7 protein-coding genes are annotated in these 4,949 nt (G+C 59.6%); 5 read left to right on the forward strand and 2 right to left on the reverse strand.

What is annotated here, in order from left to right; all coding sequences use genetic code 11:
• From lptC to lptB, 3 genes are all read left to right on the forward strand, one after another.
• Window positions 1-261 (forward strand): LPS export ABC transporter periplasmic protein LptC (gene lptC, locus WBP53_RS10695; protein WP_423928735.1); only part of this gene is annotated, 261 nt, incomplete at its 5' end.
• Window positions 262-295: 34 nt separating this feature from the next.
• Entirely contained in the window at window positions 296-814 is a 519-nt protein-coding gene (gene lptA / locus WBP53_RS10700) for a lipopolysaccharide transport periplasmic protein LptA (RefSeq protein WP_423928736.1), read from the forward strand.
• Window positions 814-1,533, forward strand: a complete 720-nt coding sequence (gene lptB / locus WBP53_RS10705; protein WP_423928738.1) for an LPS export ABC transporter ATP-binding protein — start codon at window positions 814-816, stop codon at window positions 1,531-1,533. Before lptA ends, lptB begins: the two co-directional genes overlap by 1 nt.
• A gap of 112 nt (window positions 1,534-1,645) precedes the next feature.
• Here lptB and WBP53_RS10710 read toward each other — a convergent pair whose 3' ends face one another.
• Window positions 1,646-2,059 (reverse strand): hypothetical protein, encoded by a 414-nt coding sequence (locus tag WBP53_RS10710; RefSeq protein WP_423928740.1) that lies wholly within the window; start codon window positions 2,057-2,059, stop codon window positions 1,646-1,648.
• 30 nt (window positions 2,060-2,089) lie between these two features.
• Window positions 2,090-2,608 carry a hypothetical protein gene (locus WBP53_RS10715; RefSeq protein ID WP_423928742.1) on the reverse strand — a complete coding sequence of 173 codons (519 nt, stop codon included), beginning with the start codon at window positions 2,606-2,608 and terminating at the stop codon, window positions 2,090-2,092.
• 223 nt (window positions 2,609-2,831) lie between these two features.
• Here WBP53_RS10715 and WBP53_RS10720 point away from each other — a divergent pair, with 223 nt between their 5' ends.
• Both WBP53_RS10720 and hpf read left to right on the forward strand, forming a co-directional pair.
• Window positions 2,832-4,277 (forward strand): RNA polymerase factor sigma-54, encoded by a 1,446-nt coding sequence (locus tag WBP53_RS10720; protein WP_423928744.1) that lies wholly within the window; start codon window positions 2,832-2,834, stop codon window positions 4,275-4,277.
• A gap of 156 nt (window positions 4,278-4,433) precedes the next feature.
• The gene (gene hpf, locus WBP53_RS10725) at window positions 4,434-4,754 is read left to right on the forward strand and encodes a ribosome hibernation-promoting factor, HPF/YfiA family (protein ID WP_423928746.1); all 321 of its coding nucleotides are present in this window, start codon (window positions 4,434-4,436) and stop codon (window positions 4,752-4,754) included.
• Window positions 4,755-4,949 lie beyond the last annotated feature (195 nt).

Raw genomic sequence — 4,949 nt, forward strand, 5'->3', positions numbered from 1 at the left:
AACCAGGATGGATCACTGATGGAACTCGAAGGAAACGTCGTGATGGATCGCGTCACATCAGAATCGGTCGAGCCAGCAACCCTGAGCACTTCCAACCTGACCGCCATGCCAAAAGCGAAAAAACTCGAGACGGCCGCACCCGCACAGATCAGCCAGCCGGGCTCTATACTGCGAGGCACAGGCCTGCGCGGCGATCTCAACACGAAAGTTCTGGAGCTGTTGTCCGATGTCCACAATACGTTCGAGCCAAAAGCGAAGTAGCGCGCGGTTCCTCCGCGGAGCAAGCATCCTTGCCTTGCCATTGGCATTGGCCCTTCACGGGCAGGCCTTTGCCCTCAGTACCGATCGCGACCAGCCTCTGGACGTGCGTGCGCAAACCAACAGCAGCACGTTCGGGACAGCCAACGTCAGCGTCTTCACCGGCAACGTGCGCATGATCCAGGGTTCCCTGAAAGCTGGCGGCGACGAAGCCAGGATCTCGGAAATCGAAGTTGCCGGTGCCGATGGCAACGGGCGTCGCCTGGTGTTGACCGGCGCTCCGGCCACGCTGGAACAGCTCATGGATGGCGGTGGCAAGGTGACCGCCCGGGCCAGCACCATTGATTATCGATCGGATACCGGGATCGCCGAACTGACCGGCGATGTCATCGTCGTGCAGGAAGGTCGCTCGGAATTTCGCGGCCCACGCATGACCTACAACACCAACACCGGTGCCATGGAGGGCGGCAGCCAGGCCGCTGGCAGTGAAGTCCACATGACTTTCAAGCCCAAGCCTCGCGTGGCCGAGAAAAAGCCTGCGGACTCCAAACCCTGATGCTGCATGCGGAAAGTCTGCGCAAGTCCTATGCGGGCCGCACCGTGGTGCGGAATTTCGGATTCAGCCTCAACCAGGGAGAGGTTGTCGGCTTGCTGGGACCCAACGGGGCGGGCAAGACTACCTGCTTCTACATGGTGGTCGGCCTGGTGGCAGCCGATTCGGGCCTGATCAAACTTGATGACCGCACCATTACCAACATGCCTATGCATGAACGTGCGCGGCTTGGCGTCGGCTATCTGCCTCAGGAGCCATCCATTTTTCGGCGCCTGAGTGTGGCCGACAACGTCATGGCCATCCTCGAATTGCGCGAGGATCTCGACGCCAACGGACGTGAAAACGAACTGGAGTCCCTGCTCGATGAGCTGCAAATCAGCCACATCGCAGCCAGCAAGGGGGTCAGCCTTTCGGGTGGTGAACGCCGGCGTGTGGAAATCACGCGCGCCTTGGCGGCAAAGCCCCGTTTCCTCTTGCTCGATGAACCGTTCGCCGGCATCGATCCGATATCCGTCGTCGATATCCAGCGCATCGTGCGCCAGCTCAAGGCGCGCAACATCGGCATCCTGATCACCGACCACAATGTCCGTGAAACCCTGGGTATCTGCGACCGCGCCTACATCATGAACGAGGGATCCGTATTGACTCAGGGGTCGCCAGCGGAAGTGCTGGCCAACGAGCAGGTGCGGGAAGTCTATCTTGGGAAAGAGTTCCGGATGTAGCCTGCGAAAATACGAACGCGCTGGAATCAGGCCCACGCCTCTTCGGACAATGCGAGTGAACACGTCATCGAACTCGGAGCCCGGCACTTCCATCCCGCGATGCAATTGGCATTCATGAGGAAAGGCCGTCGACCAGCCACCTTCCCCAGTCGGCGGAATACAGTACGAACAAGCCGCCCAGCAACGAACAGATTCCCAGCACGCCGACATGTTTCGTGGCTCGTGGCACTGCCCAGGCAGCGAATCTGCGATGAACGCGCCATGGAATGACCAGCAACATTGCGGATGTCACCAGCAGCACCCAGCCGACCGTCTCGAATAGCGCTGGAAAGCGAAGCGCTGGCGAGTAGAGAAGGAAGCAGGCTGCAACGGCGAACCGCAGGAACAACTCAAGAAAGTGGACTGGCGCCGAGCTGGCGAAGGCATTCAGAAAGCGCGCGGCTCGAGCAGGCATCACCATGGCTGCCAGGCCGAGCGCAACCAGATACAGGCCTGCCGCGACGACCATGGCCCCGGCGAAACTCACCAGCCACCTGCCCCGGGACGTTCAGACGCGCTACCGTCCAGAACCGTTGTCCACCGAGCCGCCGATTGCCAAAGGGCCGCAACGGGGAGGCCAATGGACGTCATTGGCGAGATCCGCGAGCATCTCCCTCGCAATACCCACGGCCTCGCGCTCGACCGGTGCGCGTGTACACGCTGACTGTGCCCAGAGTTCATGGCAGACGCCCCAGCGGCCAGCCAGAAAGTACCAGTCCTTGATCAATATCTGGTTGTGTGACCGGTGCCAGTAGGCTCCAACATCCCTGGCCCGTTCGGCCACAACCTCTGGTGGACCCGTCCTCGATGCCGCAAGCATTGCTTGCCAGGACGCAGGACTCGCCAGTAGGGAAAACAGGATGAACGCAGTGAAGCTGGCCATAGCCGCCAGGACACTGGTCGCGGTGACCAGATGTTGCCTCTTGCATGCGCTTATCGACGCAATCAGCAGTGCAGCCGGGGTGAACAAGAGCATGCCAAGCGTCGAAGACGTCAGAAGGAATGCGAAGGAAAAAAAGCCAATGACCGCTGTCATGACGCCTGTTCGGCAGGGGAGCGCTTGATCCGGCACGATTGCTGTCGAATCGGGCTTTTGCGGGACCACAGCCCCGAATCGACATTCATCTGACCTGAAAATCGAGGATAAAAGCAGCCAATCACTTGAGAGTGGACCCCATTGATGAAAGCGTCAAGATCTGCCGCTTGAGGGCATTTGGCGCTAGGATTGCATGAAGCAGAATGGTGACCATCAAACGGGCATGAAACCCGCTCTACAACTCCGCATCCAGTCACAGCTAGCGCTGACGCCGCAGCTTCAGCAGGCCATCAAGCTGCTACAGCTTTCAAGCATGGAGCTTGAACTGGAGCTCAACCTCGCGCTTGAATCCAATCCCCTGCTCGATCTGGACGAAGAAGAGCCCGAGGAAGAAGCGGTCGAGGATTTCGCACCTCCCGAACATACGGTCAGTGCGCCGGTCGATTCCACGGATGACCGCAGTACCGATGTTGGCGAAAGCACGCCGGACTATGACGACACGCCGCTGGATCTCGGCGAAGACAGGCGCGACTACCGCGTGTCCGGTGGCGATGAAGATGGCATGGAATCGCAGGATGCCGAATCCGAGGATCTGCGCGACCACCTGCTCTGGCAACTGAACCTGACACCCTTGTCGGCCAAGGATCGCGGCATCGCCACGGCCATCATCGAAGCGGTCAATGAAGACGGCTACCTCGACGAAACCAACGAGGTGATCTGCGAAAGCCTTGCGGACCTGTTCACGGTGAATGTCGACCAGGTTGAAGCTGTCCGACATCGCGTCCAGCGGTTTGATCCGGTCGGCGTCGCATCACGCACGCTCAGTGAATGCCTCGACGTACAACTGGAATCGCTTGACGACGAAACACCCGGCCTTGCCATGGCGCGCAAGCTCGTCATCGATTGCCTGGATCTGCTTGCACGCAACGACCGCACGCGGATGTGCCAGAAACTGAAGGCCAACGATGAAGAACTCGATGCGGTCATTGACCTTGTCCGCTCGCTGACGCCAAAACCGGGTGCCGGCTACTCGAGCACGGCGGCCGAATATGTGGCGCCGGATGCCTACGCGCACAAGGTCAACGGTCGCTGGCAGGTATCGCTCTCGCCCAACTGTCAGCCACGGCTGGCCATCAACGAACACTATGCCAACCTGATTTCCCGCGCCCAGCGCGATGATGCCAACTACCTGCGCGGCCAATTGCAGGAGGCCCGCTGGCTGATCAAGAGTCTGAAGACACGTGCCGAAACTGTTCTCAAGGTTGCCCAGGCCATCGTCCAGGCCCAGGCCGGCTTTCTGGAGTTTGGTGCCGAGGCGATGCGCCCGCTGGTCTTGCGTGATGTCGCCGAGGAAATCGAGATGCACGAATCAACCGTGTCCCGAGTGACCACGCGCAAATACCTGCACACGCCCCGCGGCACGTTTGAATTCAAGTATTTCTTTTCCAGCGGAGTTTCCACCGTGGATGGCGGTGCAGCATCCGCAACGGCCATTCAGGCCATGATCCGCAAGCTGATCGATGAAGAAAAAGCCGCCCGTCCGATGTCTGACCAGGCATTGGCGGTCGAACTCAACCGCCGCGGAATCAGCGTGGCCAGACGTACCGTCGCAAAGTACAGGGAGGCGCTCAACATTCCATCGTCGAATGATCGTTGCCGACTGGGTTGATTCGATTTGCGTACCGGGCTGATCCGGGAACGCCTGCTTGAAATCCTTGTCAAAGCCATCAGTTCGATTGAACAACGACAAAGAAATCGGTATCGAGGCCAAAACCTCGATTCCATCCGGGCCGGCAAGACCGGCCTGCCATAGAAGGAGGTTGTTATGCAGATCACCATCAAAGGCCATCAGATCGACGTCACGCCCGCGCTGCGTCAGCATGCGGAATCCAAGATGGAACGTCTGAACCGGCATTTTGACCACCTTCACGAGTTGTCCATCGTGCTCGGCATCGAAAAGTTGCTGCACAAGGCCGAGGCAACCATTCTGGTATCCGGCAAGGCCATGCATGCCGATGCCGTCGCTCCCGACATGTACTCCGCAATTGATGCCCTTGCCGACAAGCTCACCGCCCAGGTGCGCAAGCACAAGGAAAAATTGACCAACCACCATCCCGAGGAGGTGCGTGCGGCGCGCTACGAGTAACGGGTCGCAGCGACTGAATCGGCTGCGCATCGGGCTGCCGGACGCCAATTGACCAAGCTGGTCGCCCGAGTTGCCGGCCATTCGACCCCGCCTACGGAAAATCCGACCTGCGCGCGTTCGCAGGTCGGAATTCTGCCGCTCCCGATTCAGCGGATTTGCTGCTTATGCTGAGCCCGCGGTCAGTTCGATGCGATA

It is taken from the genome of Dokdonella sp. (assembly GCF_049593775.1).
In the GTDB taxonomy this organism is placed as follows: domain Bacteria; phylum Pseudomonadota; class Gammaproteobacteria; order Xanthomonadales; family Rhodanobacteraceae; genus Dokdonella.

Excerpts from the sequence above, each read along its gene's own strand:
- lptB (WP_423928738.1), top strand. The coding sequence starts at position 814 with ATGCTGCATGCGGAAAGTCTGCGCAAGTCCTATGCGGGCCGCACCGTG.
- WBP53_RS10715 (WP_423928742.1), bottom strand. The coding sequence starts at position 2,608 with ATGACAGCGGTCATTGGCTTTTTTTCCTTCGCATTCCTTCTGACGTCT.
- WBP53_RS10720 (WP_423928744.1), top strand. The coding sequence starts at position 2,832 with ATGAAACCCGCTCTACAACTCCGCATCCAGTCACAGCTAGCGCTGACG.
- hpf (WP_423928746.1), top strand. The coding sequence starts at position 4,434 with ATGCAGATCACCATCAAAGGCCATCAGATCGACGTCACGCCCGCGCTG.